This window comes from Caryophanon tenue, assembly GCF_001700315.1.
In the GTDB taxonomy this organism is placed as follows: domain Bacteria; phylum Bacillota; class Bacilli; order Bacillales_A; family Planococcaceae; genus Caryophanon; species Caryophanon tenue.
Window position 1 is genome coordinate 1 of record NZ_MASJ01000024.1, and the last position, 16,043, is coordinate 16,043.

The 16,043-nt window shown below is 40.8% G+C and carries 16 protein-coding genes, 8 tRNA genes and 1 pseudogene; 1 reads left to right on the forward strand and 24 read right to left on the reverse strand.

The window, feature by feature from the left end:
* Positions 1–195: 195 nt before the first annotated feature.
* The 19 genes and pseudogenes from A6M13_RS11205 to acpS all read right to left on the reverse strand — a co-directional run bounded on the left by A6M13_RS11205 (position 196) and on the right by acpS (position 9,176).
* A tRNA-Gly gene (locus A6M13_RS11205) sits at positions 196–269 on the reverse strand.
* 5 nt (positions 270–274) lie between these two features.
* Positions 275–351 (reverse strand) — tRNA-Arg (locus A6M13_RS11210).
* 20 nt (positions 352–371) lie between these two features.
* Positions 372–458 (reverse strand) — tRNA-Leu (locus A6M13_RS11215).
* 31 nt (positions 459–489) lie between these two features.
* Positions 490–565 (reverse strand) — tRNA-Lys (locus A6M13_RS11220).
* Positions 566–570: 5 nt separating this feature from the next.
* Positions 571–645 (reverse strand) — tRNA-Gln (locus tag A6M13_RS11225).
* A 5-nt stretch (positions 646–650) separates the two neighbouring features.
* Positions 651–726, reverse strand: a tRNA-Asp gene (locus A6M13_RS11230).
* Between the two features lie 25 nt (positions 727–751).
* A tRNA-Glu gene (locus A6M13_RS11235) sits at positions 752–826 on the reverse strand.
* Between the two features lie 4 nt (positions 827–830).
* Positions 831–906 (reverse strand) — tRNA-Asn (locus A6M13_RS11240).
* Positions 907–1,023: 117 nt separating this feature from the next.
* Positions 1,024–1,488 carry a SprT family protein gene (locus tag A6M13_RS11245; RefSeq protein WP_066546242.1) on the reverse strand — a complete coding sequence of 155 codons (465 nt, stop codon included), beginning with the start codon at positions 1,486–1,488 and terminating at the stop codon, positions 1,024–1,026.
* 12 nt (positions 1,489–1,500) lie between these two features.
* Positions 1,501–3,666: a Tex family protein gene (locus A6M13_RS11250; RefSeq protein WP_066546245.1), complete on the reverse strand. Its 2,166-nt coding sequence runs from the start codon at positions 3,664–3,666 to the stop codon at positions 1,501–1,503.
* A gap of 97 nt (positions 3,667–3,763) precedes the next feature.
* Positions 3,764–4,552 (reverse strand): RNA polymerase sigma factor SigB, encoded by a 789-nt coding sequence (sigB, locus tag A6M13_RS11255; protein WP_066546248.1) that lies wholly within the window; start codon positions 4,550–4,552, stop codon positions 3,764–3,766.
* Positions 4,530–5,000, reverse strand: coding sequence for an anti-sigma B factor RsbW (rsbW, locus tag A6M13_RS11260; protein ID WP_066546253.1), 471 nt, complete (start codon positions 4,998–5,000; stop codon positions 4,530–4,532). Before rsbW ends, sigB begins: the two co-directional genes overlap by 23 nt.
* A pseudogene (locus tag A6M13_RS11265) lies at positions 4,987–5,196 on the reverse strand (STAS domain-containing protein); the annotation flags it as partial. The gene rsbW and the pseudogene A6M13_RS11265, both read right to left, overlap by 14 nt.
* Before the next feature lie 76 nt (positions 5,197–5,272).
* Positions 5,273–6,271, reverse strand: a complete 999-nt coding sequence (locus tag A6M13_RS11270) for a PP2C family protein-serine/threonine phosphatase (RefSeq protein ID WP_066546256.1) — start codon at positions 6,269–6,271, stop codon at positions 5,273–5,275.
* A gap of 15 nt (positions 6,272–6,286) precedes the next feature.
* Positions 6,287–6,691, reverse strand: coding sequence for an anti-sigma regulatory factor (locus A6M13_RS11275; RefSeq protein WP_066546259.1), 405 nt, complete (start codon positions 6,689–6,691; stop codon positions 6,287–6,289).
* Positions 6,692–6,858: 167 nt separating this feature from the next.
* Positions 6,859–7,209 carry a type II toxin-antitoxin system PemK/MazF family toxin gene (locus A6M13_RS11280; RefSeq protein WP_066546261.1) on the reverse strand — a complete coding sequence of 117 codons (351 nt, stop codon included), beginning with the start codon at positions 7,207–7,209 and terminating at the stop codon, positions 6,859–6,861.
* A gap of 4 nt (positions 7,210–7,213) precedes the next feature.
* Positions 7,214–7,483 (reverse strand): hypothetical protein, encoded by a 270-nt coding sequence (locus A6M13_RS16620; protein WP_066546266.1) that lies wholly within the window; start codon positions 7,481–7,483, stop codon positions 7,214–7,216.
* Between the two features lie 132 nt (positions 7,484–7,615).
* Positions 7,616–8,737 carry an alanine racemase gene (gene alr, locus A6M13_RS11290; protein ID WP_066546268.1) on the reverse strand — a complete coding sequence of 374 codons (1,122 nt, stop codon included), beginning with the start codon at positions 8,735–8,737 and terminating at the stop codon, positions 7,616–7,618.
* Between the two features lie 70 nt (positions 8,738–8,807).
* Entirely contained in the window at positions 8,808–9,176 is a 369-nt protein-coding gene (gene acpS, locus A6M13_RS11295) for a holo-ACP synthase (protein WP_066546270.1), read from the reverse strand.
* 70 nt (positions 9,177–9,246) lie between these two features.
* Here acpS and A6M13_RS11300 point away from each other — a divergent pair, with 70 nt between their 5' ends.
* Positions 9,247–9,861 carry a rhomboid family intramembrane serine protease gene (locus A6M13_RS11300; RefSeq protein WP_066546284.1) on the forward strand — a complete coding sequence of 205 codons (615 nt, stop codon included), beginning with the start codon at positions 9,247–9,249 and terminating at the stop codon, positions 9,859–9,861.
* A 50-nt stretch (positions 9,862–9,911) separates the two neighbouring features.
* On the opposite strand, the gene A6M13_RS11305 is transcribed toward A6M13_RS11300, so the two are convergent.
* From A6M13_RS11305 to A6M13_RS11325, 5 genes are all read right to left on the reverse strand, one after another.
* Positions 9,912–11,429 carry a PH domain-containing protein gene (locus A6M13_RS11305; protein WP_066546286.1) on the reverse strand — a complete coding sequence of 506 codons (1,518 nt, stop codon included), beginning with the start codon at positions 11,427–11,429 and terminating at the stop codon, positions 9,912–9,914.
* Complete coding sequence (locus tag A6M13_RS11310) at positions 11,422–11,901, reverse strand: PH domain-containing protein (protein WP_066546466.1); 480 nt, start codon at positions 11,899–11,901, stop codon at positions 11,422–11,424. The genes A6M13_RS11305 and A6M13_RS11310 overlap by 8 nt, the downstream gene beginning before the upstream one ends.
* A 107-nt stretch (positions 11,902–12,008) precedes the next feature.
* Entirely contained in the window at positions 12,009–13,568 is a 1,560-nt protein-coding gene (gene cshA, locus A6M13_RS11315; protein WP_066546292.1) for a degradosome RNA helicase CshA, read from the reverse strand.
* 338 nt (positions 13,569–13,906) lie between these two features.
* Positions 13,907–14,614 (reverse strand): alpha/beta hydrolase, encoded by a 708-nt coding sequence (locus A6M13_RS11320; protein ID WP_066546295.1) that lies wholly within the window; start codon positions 14,612–14,614, stop codon positions 13,907–13,909.
* Positions 14,615–14,668: 54 nt separating this feature from the next.
* Complete coding sequence (locus A6M13_RS11325) at positions 14,669–16,036, reverse strand: UDP-N-acetylmuramoyl-tripeptide--D-alanyl-D-alanine ligase (protein ID WP_066546298.1); 1,368 nt, start codon at positions 16,034–16,036, stop codon at positions 14,669–14,671.
* Between the last annotated feature and the right edge of the window lie 7 nt (positions 16,037–16,043).

The window sequence follows — 16,043 nt, forward strand, 5'->3', positions numbered from 1 at the left end:
TCATCTCAAACCGAAGTTCTCGATGTTGCTGGCATCATTTAAGATGTCATAATTTTGTCGGTTAAACCGACTATGATTCATCCTCGTTTGTTGTTCAGTTTTCAAGGTTCATGTTGCAGTCACCTTAGCGACTCCGTTTATCTTAACATTTCATTATTTAAGTGTCAACATCTTTTTAAAATTCTTTTTAAAAGATGGAGCGGGTGATGAGAATCGAACTCACAACATCAGTTTGGAAGACTGAGGTTTTACCACTAAACTACACCCGCATATATGGCGCGCCCGGCAGGAGTCGAACCCACAACCTTTTGATCCGTAGTCAAACGCTCTATCCAATTGAGCTACGGGCGCATATTTTAATTTTGTAAGATTGGTGCGGCCGAGAGGACTTGAACCTCCACGGTGTAAACCACCACTAGGCCCTCAACCTAGCGCGTCTGCCATTCCGCCACGACCGCATTCAATTTATGTAAAAACAAAAAAAGAAGATGGTGTGCCATGAAGGACTCGAACCTTCGACCCTCTGATTAAAAGTCAGATGCTCTACCAACTGAGCTAATGGCACGTAAATGGCTGGGGTACCAGGATTCGAACCTGGGCGTGACGGAATCAAAATCCGCTGCCTTACCGCTTGGCTATACCCCAACGAATGGCGGTCCCGACCGGGATCGAACCGGCGATCTCCTGCGTGACAGGCAGGCATGTTAACCGCTACACCACGGGACCAAACATTTACAATATTTTATTTAAGTGGTGACCCGTACGGGATTCGAACCCGTGTTACCGCCGTGAAAGGGCGGTGTCTTAACCACTTGACCAACGGGCCATTATGGCTCCGAAGGCAGGACTCGAACCTGCGACCTGCCGGTTAACAGCCGGATGCTCTACCAACTGAGCTACTTCGGAATAATGATACTTCGTTTGCGACGTATGTTGTCGACTTTTATTATTATAGAGACACCTCAACAAAAGGTCAACACTTTTTTATAATCTTTTTATAAAAAACTTCTAAACATTGATTTATCAACGTCTAGAAGCCCCTTCATACATTAAAACACCATGGCAATTCCCACAAAAGTATCTATTCACGTCTATTTTCTTTATACGAATATAACGTTTAGAACATGATACACAACGATAAAAATGCTGTTTGCGATTAGGTTGTTTAGTCGTCCCTAACGTTGAACAAAAACGAGGGGCGCCTACTTTTTTTAATAACTGTCGAAAATCTTCATCTCGATGTTGATACCCTTTCCCTTCTATATGAAGGTGGTAATGACAAAGCTCATGCAATACGATGCCACGAAGTTCCGCTTCTCCAAATTGCTCGAATGACTTTTTATTAATCTCAATATGATGCGTTGCCAGCATATAACGCCCACCAGTTGTACGTAAACGCGGATTAAATATAGCACGGTGAAGAAATGGTTTACCAAATGCTTGCTCGGATAGTTGCTCTACATATAACTGTAGTGCTTCATTATCCACTATCGTTCCCTCCTACTCTTGTACCGGGCTAATCATTGTTAAAGCAATTCGATTTTTTACTACATCAATGCTATCTACCCAGACAGTTACAATATCCCCAAGCGATACAATCTCAAGTGGATGTTTAATACGTTGCTTAGATGGCTTACGTAATTTCGAAATGTGTACAAGCCCATCTTGTTTTACACCGATATCAATAAAGGCACCGAAATCCACCACATTTCTAACTGTCCCTTGTAATTCCATTCCTACTTTTAAATCTTCCATCTTTAATACATCTGTTTTCAATAAAGGCTGTGGGAAAGAATCACGTGGGTCCCGTGCCGGTTTCTGCAATGTCTCAACAATATCTCGAACCGTAATTTCGCCTACTTGTAACGCTTCGCTTAACGTAGCTACATCTAACTGCGCAATTCGTTGCTCTGCAGCGGCTGTACCTACTTCTTTTGCATCGACATGTGCCATAGTTAAAATTTCTTTAGCAATCGCATAGCTTTCTGGGTGAATACCTGTAGCATCAAGTGGATTCTTACCATCAACAATACGTAAAAAGCCAATTGCTTGCTCATATGTTTTTGCGCCTAAGCGTGGCACTTTCTTTAACTGCGTACGTGCTGTAAACTGTCCGACTTCTTCACGCATCGCAACAATATTTTCTGCAACAGTTTTCGATAAGCCTGATACATACTGTAAAAGCGATGCTGAAGCTGTATTTACGTTTACACCCACTTGGTTAACAGCTGTTTCTACTATAAACGTTAATGACTCCGATAACTTTTTTTGCGAAACGTCATGCTGGTATTGCCCAACACCAACTGCTTTCGGGTCAATCTTTACAAGCTCTGATAACGGGTCTTGTAAACGTCTTGCAATGGACACCGCACTGCGTTGTTCCACTTGTAAGTCTGGGAACTCCGCGCGCGCAGTGTCTGAAGCTGAATAAACCGATGCGCCCGCTTCGTTAACGATAACATACGAAACACCGGTCACATTTTTTAAACATTCCGCAATAAATTGTTCTGTTTCACGAGAGGCTGTACCGTTCCCAATCGCAATAATGCTCACCGGATACTTCGCTAAAATTTGTGCAATTGCATCCTTTGCTTCTTGCTTTTTTGGCTTTGGTGGATGTGGATAAATCGTCGACACTTCTAGCATTTTCCCTGTTTCATCTACTACCGCTAATTTACAGCCTGTACGATAAGCAGGGTCTACTGCTAATACAACCTTACCGCGCATTGGTGGCTGTAATAATAAACTACGTAAGTTTTCCGAGAAAATGTGAATGGCTTGTGCCTCCGCTTTTTCCGTTAACTCATTCCGAATTTCACGTTCAATAGATGGCTGAATTAAACGTTTATAGCTATCCTCAATCGCAAGCATCATTTGCGCTGTTACTTCATTTGTAGATGCGTTCGCAATGAAGCGACGTTCCATCGCCGTCATCATTTTATCGAATGGTGCTTGAATCGATACTTTTAATACATCCTCTTGCTCTCCGCGATTCATCGCTAAAATACGGTGCGGTACAATACGTGCAACTGGTTCTTCATATGCGTAGTACATTTCAAAAATTTTCTTCTCATCTGCTGCCGCATCTTTTACAGATGTCGTCACGACCCCATATTTACGTGTTAAAACACGCAATTGCTCACGTAACGATGCATCATCTGCAATACGTTCTGCTAAAATATCACGCGCACCTTCTAGCGCAGCATCAATCGTTTCTACACCTTCCGTTAAAAAAGGCTCGGCTAACGGAGCAACTGCTACTTTTTGTAATGTAGCAAGTGCATCTGCTAATGGCTCTAATCCACGCTCTTTTGCAATAGTCGCTTTCGTACGGCGCTTTTGCTTATACGGCCGATATAAATCTTCAACGCGTTGTAATACAGTCGCCTTTTGAATCGCTTCTGCTAACTCTGGCGTTAACTTTTGCTGTTCATCAATTAAACGTAGCACTTCTTCTTTTCGTTGTTCTAATTGTTGTATGTAATGATAGTGGTCTTCAATGGCTTTAATTTGCACTTCATCGAGCGAGCCTGTCGCTTCTTTTCGATAACGGGCAATAAATGGTACGGTATTACCATCTTCTAATAGTTGAATAACTGCTTGCGTTTGCTTTGGCGTACACGCTGTTACTTGCGCAATACGCTGAACGATTGCTGTGTTTTCCATCGAATCATCCTTTCTGTTTCACCTATTATTGTAGCACGTTCCATAACACATAAAAAAACGCCAAGATGCAAGAAATTCTCTTACACCTCAGCATTCTTTATAATGATACACCGCTGTCACTCGCAGCAATGGCATCTTGTAATTTTTTAATAGCTTTTCGCTGAATACGCGACACATGCATTTGTGAAATGCCCAATCGTTCTCCAGCTTCCTTTTGGCTCATTTGTTCTAAATATGTAAGCTGAATAATTTTCTTTTCACGATCAGATAAAACATTCATTGCATCTGCAACAATCATGCGACGATTTGTCATTTCAAAACCATCATCTTCTCTTCCGATGACATCAAATAATGTAACCGTACTGCCATCAGAATCTGATTCAATTGAGTGATCCATCGATAACGCTTGATAACTACGTCCCATCTCCATCGTTTCTAACACATCTTCATCTTCTACTTCTAAATGGGTTGCGATTTCACTAATCGATGGAGAACGTTGCAATTCCGTCGTTAATGTTTCTGCTGCTGCTTTAATACGCGGTCCTAACTCTTTAATACGACGTGGCACATGCACATCCCATGTTTTATCGCGTAAAAAGCGTTTAATTTCTCCAACAATTGTCGGTACAGCAAACGCTTCGAAACTTCGCCCAAAATCTGGGTCAAAGCGACGAATCGCACCAAGTAAACCGAGCATACCTACTTGCACAATATCATCATAATAGGACTTACCATTTGAATATTTACGCGCAATTGACTCTACTAAATAGCGATAATGGACGACTAAATTGGTTTGTGCTTCATCACTTTGTGTTGCTTGATAGTCCGCAATCCACTGAAGGACTTCTTCTTTGGAAGAATTTTTATGTGGTGATTCTTTCGACATTTTCTTCCACCTGCTCTCGCGCGACATATTTTGTCATGAAAACAGTAACTCCACCTTCATTATTTACCTTTACTTCATCCATTAGCGTTTCCATTAAATAAAGTCCTAGTCCACCCTCACGCACACCGGTAATTGTTTCTTCATCGTGATACGGGCCAACCTTTTCTTTAATTTCTTCAAAGCTGAAGCTATTGCCATAGTCTGCTACCATAATTTCCATACGTGAATCATACAGAGCACAACCAATCACAACGTCGCCCTCTTCATCTTCAGCGTATGCATGTTGAACAACATTTGTTACTGCTTCACTTGATGCAATTTTCAGATCTTCAATATCATCATAAGAAAAACCGATACGAGCGGCTAAACCAGAAATAGCAAGACGCGCTACACTCACATATTGTGGTTTTGCTGGAATTCTAATTTCAATGTAGTCAAATGCCTTCATTGCTTACTTCCACCTTCTTATCTTTTTCAATTTCCATTAAATCGCTTAATCCTGTAATTTCAAACAGTCGGCGTAAACGAGCTGATAACCCGACTAGTTTAACATTCGCTTGTTCACGCTTCGCACGTTTATAAAAACCGACAAAGACACCCAAACCTGTACTATCCATATAATTTAATTTCGATAAATCTATTTGGAAAATAATATTCATCTCTCAAGACACCTCCGTATTCGGTTTCTTTTACCCATTCACATGAGACATAAACCTTTATTTATATTTTTTTTAAAATAACAAGTGTAAAATCATCGCTTAATTCGAACTCTTGTAGCTTTTCTAGTTCTTTAAACACACAGTCAACAATGTGCTGTGCCGATTCGTTACGATGTGTACTTACAATCGATGTAATTTTCGCAATCGCATCCATCTCTAAATTCGTACGGATTTCGGTCACACCATCTGTCATCATAATGACTAAATCGTCTTCCATCAGTTGAATTTCTTTTTGTTGATAGTTGCCTTCTGGTAAGATCCCTAACAATAAACCTTTTGCTGACAATTCATGATAGGTATCCGTCGCTGCTTCATAATAAAGCGCTGGTTCATGCCCTGCTGATCCATATGAGAATATCGATTTTTCCACATCGTATCGACCATAAAACATCGATACAAACATCGTATCATCAACACTTTTCTCAACGATACGATTAATAACTTCCAACACATGAGAAGGCTCACTTTCAGAATGCTCTAAACTATCCATACCGTATTTCACCATCGACATGCAAAGTGCGGCAGGAATGCCTTTTCCAACAACATCCGCAACAACTACACCTACATACTTTTCGTGATCTTCAACGAAATGTACATAATCACCACTCATTTTTCGAGCAGGTACAGAGATGACACCAACATCGACACCCGAAATACTCGGCCTCGTTGACTTTAAAATCATATTTTGAATATTTGTGGCCACTTGCAATTCCATTTGTATCTCTTCTTGTTGCTGTAGCAAACTTTTATGCTCACTTAACGCTAAGCCATAATGAACCATCACTTCGATTAAAAAATCGTATGCATAACGCAATTCATCTGGAAATTCATCAATAATTTCCTCTACCGCTGATTTATGAATATGAATCACTTCTTCTGGAGCCACATTTTTTTGCAACAATTGACGTATGAAATTTTGACCAATATATAAATTGCGTTCCGTTTGTTCTTCAATATAATCAGCTAAAATTCTAGTATATTGCTTCTGCAATTCTTTCAAGCTGATGCTCCCCCTTTAATAACGTAACCACTTTTCTGCTCGTATTACTGTACCTTCACCAACTTCAGATTCCAGCTTAATGGTGTCCATCAAGCGTTTTACCCCAGGAAGACCTGCACCTAAACCACCTGATGTAGAATAACCATCCTCCATCACCTTTCGAATATCACTAATACCTGGGCCTTGGTCTTTTGCAATAATGGCAATCCCTTTCTTGCCATCTTGTTCTAGCCGTTCAATTTCGATTTCACCGATTTTTGCATATAAATAAATGTTTCGTGCTAGCTCACTAATAGCCGTTGTAATACGCGCTTGGTCAACTGTACCGAAACCAATTTCTTTCGCTTCGTTTCTACCTAATTGACGCACAGCTACAATATCCCACTCAGTTACAATTTCTACTGAGGACTTTTTTGTCATTTCCATGCCCCCAATTCCGTCTTAAATACGCAATTTCTCTTTATAATTATAGCATATTACTACATTCCACTTTTCAATGAAATTCGTTTGAATTTATTTTTTGAAAATTTATTGTAAAAAAGCACCGGGAGTATTCCATACTACCGATGCCTTGTTACTATGTATATTTAAAATTTAACTAGCCCCAAACTAATTCGAAGCGCATCATCCACTCGTTTCATTAAATCTTGATCTAAATGTGTGATGCGGTCCGTTAGCCGCGATTTATCAATCGTACGCAATTGTTCAAGCAAAATTACGGATTCACGCTCGAAGCCATATTTTTGGGCGTCGATTTCTACGTGCGTCGGTAATTTTGCTTTTTGAATTTGCGCTGTAATCGCTGCAATGATTACTGTGGGACTAAAACGATTTCCAATATCATTTTGAATTATTAATACTGGCCTTGTACCACCTTGTTCTGAACCGACAACAGGTGATAGGTCTGCGAAAAAAACGTCTCCACGTTTAACGTTCAAATTGTCATCCCCCGCTTACGAGACGCTCCACTATATCTGTCGCTTCACACTCAGCATAGTTAAACTCTTCTGCCATTGCTAAGTTAATGCTCGCCATTTCCATATAGCCCTTGATCATTGCTTCTCGCATTTGATTTGATTCATCACTATTCAAACTATGTTCACATGGTAAACCCGAAAAACTATAACGCTTTAACCGATAGTCATACTCATTCCATTCGTCTTCCGCTAATGCATGTTGTACTTCTACATATTCTAGTTGTTTTGCGTACATTATCTAGCACCTCCACCAAGCCAACTACTAATTAATTCCCTTTCATCATAACATCCGAAAAAGCAAATGAAAAGGTTGGAATTGTTTCTTTTAGACAATTCGCGCATTAATGTAGCTAATTTTGATTGTGCTTTATCGATATACACGCGGAATACGGCTTGTAAAAATACATGGAATCTCGTAATTAATCGTCTCTACACGCGCTGCCCATTCATCAAGGGTAATGTGCTCGTTTCCTTGTTTCCCAATTAGTTGTACTTTCTCACCAACTGCATATGGCTTTGATAAAAGCACCATGCACTGGTCCATACAAATGCGTCCAATAATCGGCATACGCTGCCCATCAATTAACACATCTTGTCCTGCTAACTTTCGAATCATGCCATCTGCGTAACCAATTGGCAATGTCCCTACCCAACATGGCTCCTGCGCTACAAATGTTGCACCGTAACCAACTGAATCACCCGCTTGTAATTGTTTCACATGCACAAGCTCCGTTTCAAGTGATAATGCTGGATGTAACGGGAATGGCTCAATGCTTGCTACATAGCTAGACGGCGTTAAACCATATAATGAAATACCGTAACGTACTGCGTCAAATTGTAATGTCGCGTCTTTAATAAGCGCTGCTGCCGTATTTGAAGCATGCACATATTTCGGCTTCTCTTGTAAAGACGATTTCAGCTGAGAAAAGATGCTGACCTGCTGCTGAAATAGCTCCTCTTGAGACTCATCTGCTGTCGCAAAATGTGTAAATACCCCTTCAATTTGCATACGTGGCTGTGCAATAATCGCCGCCTCTAACGCTTTTAACTCTTCTTCTGTACGTACACCGATACGTCCCATTCCACTATCAATTTTCACATGGATATTTAATGTTGCTGTTGTGTCTTCTAAGTAAGGTGCTGCTTGTTGTACCCAGTCCGTTGAAAACACAGTTAAACGAATACGTTCGTTCGCCGCATATGGTGCGAAATAAGCAGGTGTTGCACCTAATACTAAAATCTCAACATGTGGGAAGTGCTTTCGCATATGTAATGCTTCATCAGCTGTTGCTACCGCTAACATTGTCGCTCCGGCTTCAAGTGCTGCTTGCGCCACCGCTACATCTCCATGTCCATAGGCATTCGCTTTTACCACTGCAATAATTTTTACGCCTTCATTAAGATGTACTTTTAATTGCTGCACATTTTGACGAATTGCACCTAAATCGATTATCGCTTTTGTTGGTCGAAAGTACTGTTCTACTGTCATCAATATAACCTCTTTTTCACATACTTAAACGTCTAAGTAGTTTTTTCTCTATTTTACCACACCGAATGTTTCACTCCACTAAATTGTCTGAAATTAATATCACTTGCGCAGCCGCGTACTGTTCTGAATGTGTAATACTGACAAAGCCATTCGCTAAAGCGCCTTTAAAATATAAAACAGGCGCACCTAATTCATTCGTAAGCACTTCAATATCTGTAAATTCACAGCCCGCTCGAATCCCTGTGCCGTTTGCTTTTGCATACGCTTCTTTTGCTGCAAAGCGCCCCGCCAAAAATTCAATTTTTCGTTGCTCCGATAACGTATCGTAAATGGCTTGTTCACGTGCCGTTAAAATACGTGCCGTAAAGCGCGGCGTTCTTGCAACAATTTTTTTAATCCGTGTTAACTCTGTAATGTCTAATCCAATTCCTTTAATCATAATAGCTCCTTCTTTCCAACTGTCATGTCTCACATGTATAATACCGTTATAGAAACCGAGGTGGAATCCATTGTTTAATCGTAGAGAAAACTTAAAACAGTATATGAAGCTCTACCCTGTTATTTTTACGTTACTCGTATTAAACATTATTGTACATATTGTAACGTATATTCCTGACATCGGACGTGAGTTATTTAATTGGGGCGCTGGCGCAAACTTTTTAATTGCCGACGGAGAATACTGGCGTCTCGTCTCATCGATGTTTTTGCACGCTGACTTTTTCCATTTATTATTCAACTGTTTTTCATTATACGTATTCGCCCCTGAGATGGAACGTATTTTAGGGAAAATGCGCTTTATTACCCTTTATTTCGTGTCAGGGATATTCGGAAATATCGCGACTTATATCTTTTTAGATTTTTACACAGTGAGCGTTGGAGCATCAGGCGCGATTTTCGGCGTGTTCGGTGCGTATGCAGCACTTGTCTTCTACACACGTAAAACGATGCCTGCTTTGCGACAAATTATTTTACCGATTATCGCGATTAGTGTTGTCATGACATTTTTACAACCAAATATTAATGTCGCTGCACATTTAGGTGGCATGCTTGTCGGCTTTATTATCGGGCTTGTTTATTTGCACCCGAAGCGAATTTTAGCTTGGCGACAAAAACGACAGCAATAAAAAAAGACACAATGGGCATCGTCTAACGATGTTCGTTGTGTCTTTTCATTTTACTGCTCAGATAGCTCGTCCATAATAGCATCATGCGGTTCTTCTCGGTCAAACCATGCAAGTAAATGATCTGCATCTCCATGCTCTAGATGAACCGCCTGCACATGCGTGCCACTCATACCGGACATCACCGTTACAAGAACAGATGATAAATGCCGGCGCTTTTGGAAATAACTTTGCGATGCAGTCATCGATTGAATGCGGTGCTTTTCTAAGTAAAATGTTGAACGGCTAATGATTCTTCCCTGCACGACAAGCTGTGCTTCATCAATAGCATATCCCGAACTTTTCCATTGCCAACGCCCAATAATCATTACGATCGCGATGAGTGCTAGCGACAATAAACCGTACGGATAGAAGAAATACGTTAACGCTCCAATAATCGGCACGATCCACATAATATCGAAACGGTAGAAAAACGGAATCGCACGCTTCGGTGAACGTGTAAGTGGCACATCTAATGTAAATTGCGGTAATATTTGTGCAAGTTTTCGTTCAATCTGTGCTGTTTTGATAAGCGGAAACAAATTAATTTTCGATGAAATGCCTTGCTCATCACCGCCACCCGACGCACATTCCACTAATACTGTCGCAAAACCGAATGGCTGGCGTAGTGGGTTTTCAACAATGCGAATACCTTGTACGCGTGATAATGGAATGGTCGTACGTTTTTTCTCTAATAAACCTCGTGTAATGACAATTTTATTCTCAAACTCGACGACTTTAAAATTGTAATAGTTAATAAACGTTAATAATACTGAAATAAGCCATGTAAGGAAAAAGGCAAATGCGACAATACTAATGACAAATGCAGTACCAACACGCACAAATGTCGATACTTCATCATAAATCGCTTCATATGGAATATACGAACTCACTTGTGAAAAGATTGCTAAAATACCGGCTAATACAACCCCTACACCGCCCGATGTCGAAGCGAGTAATAATAAATCCTTCGTCGTCATTTGATGAATAACTTTTTCTACTTCCATTTCTTCTTCAAGCGGTTCCTCACCTTCTTGAACAACTTGTGCCTTTAGACGATTTTTCGCAGCGCGCATTTCGCCTTCAATACGATCTGCTTGTGCACGTGTAACGGCTGTTAATGCTATTTCAGCACCCGTACTCGTACCACCTGCTGTTTCGACTTCCACGGCGACAAGCTTAAACAAACGATGAAAAACACCTTCTTTATAATTTAAGCTTTGAATACGCTCGAATGGCACATAGCGCTTTTTCTTAACGAATAGCCCGTATTCAACACGCAGCTCTTCATCTTCGAACCAGTACACGTACGTACGCCATTTTACAATCCCTACATATAAAATAATAATTAAACCGACCAATAAGAACAGCTTCGGAATTAAACTCGGCCAAAAATCTGGGTCCGTCGGGTCAATGACTAAACCGCCACTTGTAAAGAAAATAATCACAATCGGCAATAGCATTTCCTTCAGCCCTTTAAAAAAATTAATGAGTGCTGATACAGGGTGCAAGCGAAATTTTTGATTAGACATCTTCTTCCGCCACCCTTGCTAATAACGATATACGTTGGCGTAACTCATCCGCCTCATCTGTAATAAGCGCTGGAATTTCATGAATCGTTGCGGCTGTAGAAATCGAAATATTGGCTAAGTCATAGCGCTTCAAAATAGGGCCTTGTGATATATCTACATGTTGTACACGTACCATCGGAATTAATGTACGTTTCACAACGAATAAACCGTGTTGCACTTCAATCTCTTGTTCACGCACTTCATAGCGCCAACGCTCCCAACGCAATTTTGGAAATAAGTATACGCTAAAAATAGCAGATAAAATCGGCAAGCCAAACCAAATGATATGTAACCACGGTGACCAATCAAACATTTTCGTTAGTACCGCCATCACAAGTCCTATTAGTAATAAGACAATCGTCTGAATCATGCCATATACGCGCCAAACAGTTAACGCTTTACGCGCAATTTGATATGCTGGTGGTTTTCTCACAGTTTCACGTCCTCTCTGTTTCAGTATACGATGTTTCACTTCACTTTGTTTCATTTCCATAAAAAAACCTCGCATTAGCATAAGCTAATACGAGGGAATTATCAAAATTAGTTGCTTTCGCGACGACGACGTCCGCCACCATCGTTACGACGACCAGCACCGCTGCCACCTTCACGACGGCCTGCGCCACCACGTTCACCACGGCTATCGCCACGTTCGTTACGACGACGATCTCCACCACGGTCATTACTGCCGCTACGACGACGGTCTCCACCACGGTCATTGCTGCCGCTACGACGACGGTCTCCACCGCGGCCACCACCGCCACCTTGACGGTCACGACGCATTGGTAATGGACGCTCTTCTGTAATTGATACAGCAGATGCATCTGGCTCGTTTGTTACTGATTTAAGTGCTGCTGCTACTAAGTCAACCGCATTGTTATCAGCTAATAATTGCTCAGCTAATACTTTGTAGTTTGTTAAGTCATTGCCATGCACTAAGTTTAATAATGTGTCCATTGCTTCTTGTTGCTTACCAGCAAGAGCTTCTTCTTTTGAAGGTGGACGTAATGGTGTCATACGTTTTTTCGTTGTTTCTTCAACGATACGTAAGTAACCCATTTCACGTGGTGTTACGAATGTTACTGCTAAACCAGATTTACCAGCACGACCTGTACGTCCGATACGGTGAACGTAAGATTCTGGATCTTGTGGAATATCAAAGTTGTATACGTGCGTTACACCAGAAATATCTAAACCACGTGCTGCTACGTCTGTTGCAACAAGGATTTGGATTTTATTTTCTTTGAACTGACGTAATACTGACATACGTTTCGCTTGAGAAAGGTCTCCGTGGATACCTTCTGCAGAGTGACCACGTTGTGTTAACGCTTGAGATAACTCATCTACGCGACGTTTTGTACGACCGAAGATAATTGCTAACTCAGGTTTTTGAACGTCGATTAAGTTTGATAAAATATCAAATTTCTCACGCTCAGTTGATTTTACGAAGAACTGCTCAATGTTTTCCATTGTTAATTCTTTTGCTTTGATCTTCACTTCTTCAGGATCTTTCATGAAGTTAGAAGCAATTTTGCGAATCGCTGGAGGCATTGTTGCAGAGAATAATAATGTTTGGCGTGTTTCTGGCACGTTTTCAAGGATGGCATTGATGTCATCGATGAAGCCCATGTTTAACATTTCATCCGCTTCGTCTAATACTAACATTTGTACTTCGTCTAATTTTAATGTACGACGGTTAATATGGTCTTGAATACGACCAGGTGTACCAACGATAATTTGTGGTTTATTTTTTAACGCACGAATTTGGCGTCCGATTTCTTGACCACCGTAAACTGATAAAATCTTTACGCGCTTGTCATAACCGACTTTATAAATTTCTTCTGAAACTTGGATTGCTAATTCACGAGTTGGGGCAATAATTAATGCTTGAACTGCTGGGTTTTTTGGGTCAATGCGTTCGATAAGTGGTACACCAAATGCAGCTGTTTTACCAGTACCAGTTTGTGCTTGGCCTAATACGTCACGGCCGTCCATCGCAAAACGGATAGTACCTTCTTGAATTGGTGTTGCTGATTCGAATCCCATACGTGCTAATGAGCGTAATGTAGATTCTGATAAATTAAATTCTGAAAAATTTGTCAAACTTCTCAATCTCCTTTTTTCCTTTAAGTTGACAAATGGTTACATTTTCAGATGAATTGTGGCAAACTTCGAGCCTCTATGTGGAACGTTTCCGTTACTTTAAAATTTCTCTGTCTTAAAAACGCAGAGCCGTCTTATATGAAAGGGAAAGCCCGGTCTTTGCCGGACGGTTTAATTCTAATTGTTAAGTTTCGTACTACAAGAATGAAACCGTATTTCAAAAAAAAGCACCCTTCAATGAAATGAAGAGTCTTCGCACAAAATGTATCCATTGCTCTGAATAGAATAACATGCTTCACAAAACGTTGCAACGATAATGATTCAAGATCTTTACTTTCTTAATGTTCTGATAATGGTGATTTTTGTAAAAACGTAAGCACAGTAGAAAACCACTGTCTACAATCGTCGCTATAACAAATGTGATGCTTACCATTTTGAGAGATATATAACTCTTTTTCAGTCGCTGAAATTGTTTCGTACAATAACGTTGCGGTCGCGACCGGCACAATGCCGTCTTGCGCACCCTGCACGATAAACGTTGGTACGTGAATCGTTTGATAAAACGGCTTCACCGCTGCAACTACTTTGGTAAACTCTAGCGTGGCACGTAACGGTACATGGCGAATTTTTTGTTGGTATCGTAAAAACAATTCATCATTGCGTAGCTTTCGTTGACGTAGCAATATAAGCATATCTCGTAAATCTTTCAGTAATTGCGCAGGGCTAACATATTGAAGGGCTGCGCTTAATAACACCAACTTTTTCACCTTAAAGATTTTCACTAAATGCATTGCAAGTAAGCCACCCATTGAAAAGCCTACAACAATCACATCGTCTACTTGCTTCGCTAATTGTAAATACGCAAGTTCCGCCGCTTTCACCCAATGCTTAGCTGTATAGCCTTTCATCGACAATGTTTCACCATGTCCAGGCAACGTTGGTACAGCGACAAGCCATCCCGTATGCGCTGTTATATAATCGGCAAAAGGCTGCACTTCATACGGTGCGCCACTAAAGCCATGCAAACATAATACGCCTGTCGTCATTTACTCACCTCATTAAAAAAAGTGTTAGCACATAATGTGCTAACACTCTGTTCCCTATTTAAAGGCTTCAATAACACGTTCTAACTTCATGCCACGTGACGCTTTTACAAGAATAACGCTTTGTGCTGTTGCATGTTCACGTACATCGTCAATAATCGGCTCATACGCTTGTTCACTATAAATAAGGCGGTCACCAAATGTCGGTGCTAATTTCGCCGCTAACGATTTCATACGTGTACCATATAAACAAACACGCGCAATCTTAGTTGCATCAATAGCTTCAGCTAATCCTTCATGAAAGGCTTGCTCGTCATCACCTAACTCTAACATGTCTCCAAGTACAAGCCATTTATCAGCACGTAATGTCGTCGTTTTCATAAATTCGATGGCCGCATTCATTGATGTTGGTGCTGCATTGTAGGCATCATTAATAAACAATGCTTTATCTGTCTCTACTAATTGCATACGCATATCCGTTAACACAACTTGCGCTAGACTTTCGCGAATTTGCGCTTCTGTTAAGCCTAATTCATGTGCGATTAACATCGTGCTCATCGTATTTTTCACTTGGTGTTTACCAAGCACCGAAATGAAAAATTCACCGCTCACAACGCCATTTGCATCAAACTGACTGCCGTTATCGACCGTTTGAATATTCGTTGCTGTTTGTGCATGCTCACCATCAAAACCGAAGCTAATATAAGAAATATCTTGTCGAGTTGCTTGGGCAACGCGCTCAACTAATAACGGCTCGTCGCCATCATAAAATAGCTTACCACCTTCAACTAAGCCGTCCACAATTTCAAATTTCGCCTTTGCAATACCTGCACGTGAACCTAAATCTTGCATATGCGCTTCACCAATATTTGTAATAACTGCATAATGTGGCTGTGCAAGCTTTGTTAAAAATTCAATTTCACCAAAGCCACTCATGCCCATTTCAAGAACAGCGATTTTTGTATCTTCATCCAGACGTAAAATCGTAATCGGTAAGCCTAATTGATTGTTAAAGTTACCAATTGTTTTTTGCACTTTGTAAAACGGTGCTAATGCACTTGCTAAAATATCTTTTGTAGATGTTTTACCATTTGAGCCTGTAATGCCGATAAATGTCGCTTCATGTTCGTTGCGATATGCACGAGCCATTTGCTGTAAGGCTTCTTCTGCATCATCAACAAAGATTAATGGCACATCCGCCGGTGGATTCGGCTCATCTTTTAACCAAAGCGAAGCTGCTGCGCCTTTAGCAATCGCTTGCTCTACAAAGCGGTGACCATTCACTTGCTCACCACGAAACGGGATAAATAAATCTCCTTGCTCAATTGTACGTGTATCAATTGAAACACCCGTTACAAACACATCACCAAACGCTTGGTCATCGATGTTTAACCATGTTGCTAACTGCTGAACTGTCTTTTTCACGTCAAAC

Coding starts and splice junctions, on each gene's coding strand:
- A6M13_RS11250 (WP_066546245.1), bottom strand. CDS start 3,666: ATGGAAAACACAGCAATCGTTCAGCGTATTGCGCAAGTAACAGCGTGT.
- sigB (WP_066546248.1), bottom strand. CDS start 4,552: ATGTCGAAAGAATCACCACATAAAAATTCTTCCAAAGAAGAAGTCCTT.
- rsbW (WP_066546253.1), bottom strand. CDS start 5,000: ATGAAGGCATTTGACTACATTGAAATTAGAATTCCAGCAAAACCACAA.
- A6M13_RS11275 (WP_066546259.1), bottom strand. CDS start 6,691: ATGACAAAAAAGTCCTCAGTAGAAATTGTAACTGAGTGGGATATTGTA.
- A6M13_RS16620 (WP_066546266.1), bottom strand. CDS start 7,483: ATGTACGCAAAACAACTAGAATATGTAGAAGTACAACATGCATTAGCG.
- alr (WP_066546268.1), bottom strand. CDS start 8,737: ATGACAGTAGAACAGTACTTTCGACCAACAAAAGCGATAATCGATTTA.
- acpS (WP_066546270.1), bottom strand. CDS start 9,176: ATGATTAAAGGAATTGGATTAGACATTACAGAGTTAACACGGATTAAA.
- A6M13_RS11305 (WP_066546286.1), bottom strand. CDS start 11,429: ATGTCTAATCAAAAATTTCGCTTGCACCCTGTATCAGCACTCATTAAT.
- A6M13_RS11320 (WP_066546295.1), bottom strand. CDS start 14,614: ATGACGACAGGCGTATTATGTTTGCATGGCTTTAGTGGCGCACCGTAT.